The sequence below is a fragment of the Acetobacter cerevisiae genome, assembly GCF_001580535.1.
Taxonomy (GTDB): Bacteria; Pseudomonadota; Alphaproteobacteria; order Acetobacterales; family Acetobacteraceae; genus Acetobacter; species Acetobacter cerevisiae.
The window spans coordinates 1-1877 of the sequence record NZ_LHZA01000041.1 but is presented as its reverse complement, the minus strand read 5'-3'; the positions used below and the strand labels follow the sequence as shown (position 1 = coordinate 1877).

Annotated in this window: 3 protein-coding genes; 1 reads left to right on the top strand and 2 read right to left on the bottom strand. The window is 52.0% G+C overall.

Going from position 1 to position 1877, the window contains the following annotated elements:
• Positions 1-150: 150 nt before the first annotated feature.
• Positions 151-696, bottom strand: coding sequence for a DUF4142 domain-containing protein (locus tag AD928_RS00275; protein WP_062247345.1), 546 nt, complete (start codon positions 694-696; stop codon positions 151-153).
• Positions 697-1127: 431 nt separating this feature from the next.
• On the opposite strand from AD928_RS00275, the gene AD928_RS00270 reads away from it, so the two are divergent.
• A complete protein-coding gene (locus AD928_RS00270) occupies positions 1128-1619 on the top strand; it encodes a hypothetical protein (protein ID WP_062144584.1) in 492 nt (163 codons plus the stop codon).
• A 9-nt stretch (positions 1620-1628) separates the two neighbouring features.
• On the opposite strand, the gene AD928_RS15015 is transcribed toward AD928_RS00270, so the two are convergent.
• Positions 1629-1877, bottom strand: a 249-nt coding sequence (locus AD928_RS15015; RefSeq protein WP_209436620.1) for a hypothetical protein, incomplete at its 5' end; no start/stop codon positions are given.

Sequence of the window (1877 nt, the reverse complement as noted above, 5' to 3'; positions counted from 1 at the left end):
CATTCAGCGCAGAAAACGCTCTAGCGATGAGTGGAGAGTGTATGCGTTCCGCAAAAGCGCCTGAGGCTCCCTGCCTTGTCAGCAGGAAGCCTCAGGATATCAAAGGACCTTCCGTCCGGATGGGAAGAAATCGGTCTTTTGGAAAAGGCTTTATTTCACCTGCGCTTCGTAACCGAGGAGTTTGGTTTTGAGGTCGGTAGCGAGTTTCACCAGATCCGCGTTTGTGGACGTGGCGTTGGTGGCATCAATAAACAGGCTGGTCGATTTTGTGTTGCTTGCCAGATAGCGTGCGTAGCTTCTGTCAAACGCAGCACCGTGCAGACGCTGCATCTGATCAATAATCTTCTGGCTCTGCGCGGAAGGTTTTGCAGCCAGCGTGGCGGTGCCGGTGGTGGCCAGTGCTGTCAGCTTATCATGGTTATCAGTCAGGTCTTTGACGATTGTCGTGCCAAGCAACGCGATATCGCTGCGGGCGGCGTGCGTTTTGGCAAGGTTTGCCAGCGCAATGTGGGTCAGGTCCTCATCATTGAGCCTGGAGGCAAAGCTTGTATCAGCCGCCGTAAAGGGCGTGGCTTTTGCCAGAGCGGGCAACGGCGGTGCTGGCGGCTGACCTGGGTGTATGCAGGCGCTCAGCGCGAAAAGCGAGACGACAAGAGAAGAGCAGGTAAGCACCTGATGACGGGACGGAAGCAACATGATCAGCAAATTCTCCTTTGACCTCAGGGACCGTTTTGCAGGACTGCGTGAGGTCTCAGACAGTACAATTAAACAACCCCATGATAATAGCGTATGATGGGGAGGAAAAGGCAAGACTAGAAGAGAGCCACTTTCCATTATAATCGAAATGATATAGAATAGACAATGCAATCAGGATATTAAGGCGCTGGAAAGATATTTGTCAGAAAAGAAATATTTTATGCATCGCTCAGCCTCTTGCATTGCAGAGGAAGAACACAGTAGCGTAATAACTTTCTACGTCTTGTTATGAATATTTTGGACACGGTGTGAGGATAGTCGAAAAAATGAAGTGTCGTCTTTTGGGTTTGTTTGCGGTCGCCTCACTCTCTGTCAGTTTAAGCGGTTGCGGGTATTTTGATTCACGCGCTGCTCATAAGGCACAAGTCACAATGATCGGGATGACATCCTACGATCTGCAGGCCTGTGCCGGTCTGCCGGCTTCCACCAAACAGATTAATGATACGACGCAGATCTTCATCTATTCCGGCACGCAGCCGGCCCCGAGCTATGGTGGGTCTACCCTTATTCCGGTTGGTGATATTTCAACGCTTGTCAACGTGCTGGGCGGCGGCGGTGGCACAGGCTGTACGGCTGTAGTCCGTCTGGATAATGACCGTGTTTCTGACGTGCATTATACCGGCAATGATGATGAAATGATTGGCACGGACGGCGTTTGTTCCATTATTACCCGTGGGTGCGCGCGCCAGCCGGAAGGCACGATGCAGCGCTCTGCTGGTGGTATCCTTGGGGTTTCCGCCTTCCATCCGCCGCGGACGCCACAGCAGTCCACCTCTGCGACCTACTCCAAACAGTCCGGCAATGCTGTGCTGAATACTGAGAAAAATTCCACGGCTCCCGCCATTGTGCCGCGGGCCCAGTAAAACACAGATTTAAAAATTTCTGGCTTCTATGTGGAAAGAGGGAGTGTTGCTCAGGCGGCATTCCCTCTTTTTCTTTATAGGCGTTATCAGTTGGAGGGTTCGAAAAAACCCTTGGCTCTGAGCTGTTCTGTGTGATTCTATTTCTTCGGCGTTGATTGGGGATGGTGGAAGATGAAGCAGCCTGGTTTCTTTGATGTTGAAGAGCGCCTTGATCGGCTGAGCGGGCCTGGCTATCAGCTGGAGGCCTTTTCCCGGACT

Bases quoted from the DNA above. Each gene is read 5' to 3' on its own strand.
- AD928_RS00275 (WP_062247345.1), bottom strand. From the start codon at position 696: ATGTTGCTTCCGTCCCGTCATCAGGTGCTTACCTGCTCTTCTCTTGTC.
- AD928_RS00270 (WP_062144584.1), top strand. From the start codon at position 1,128: ATGATCGGGATGACATCCTACGATCTGCAGGCCTGTGCCGGTCTGCCG.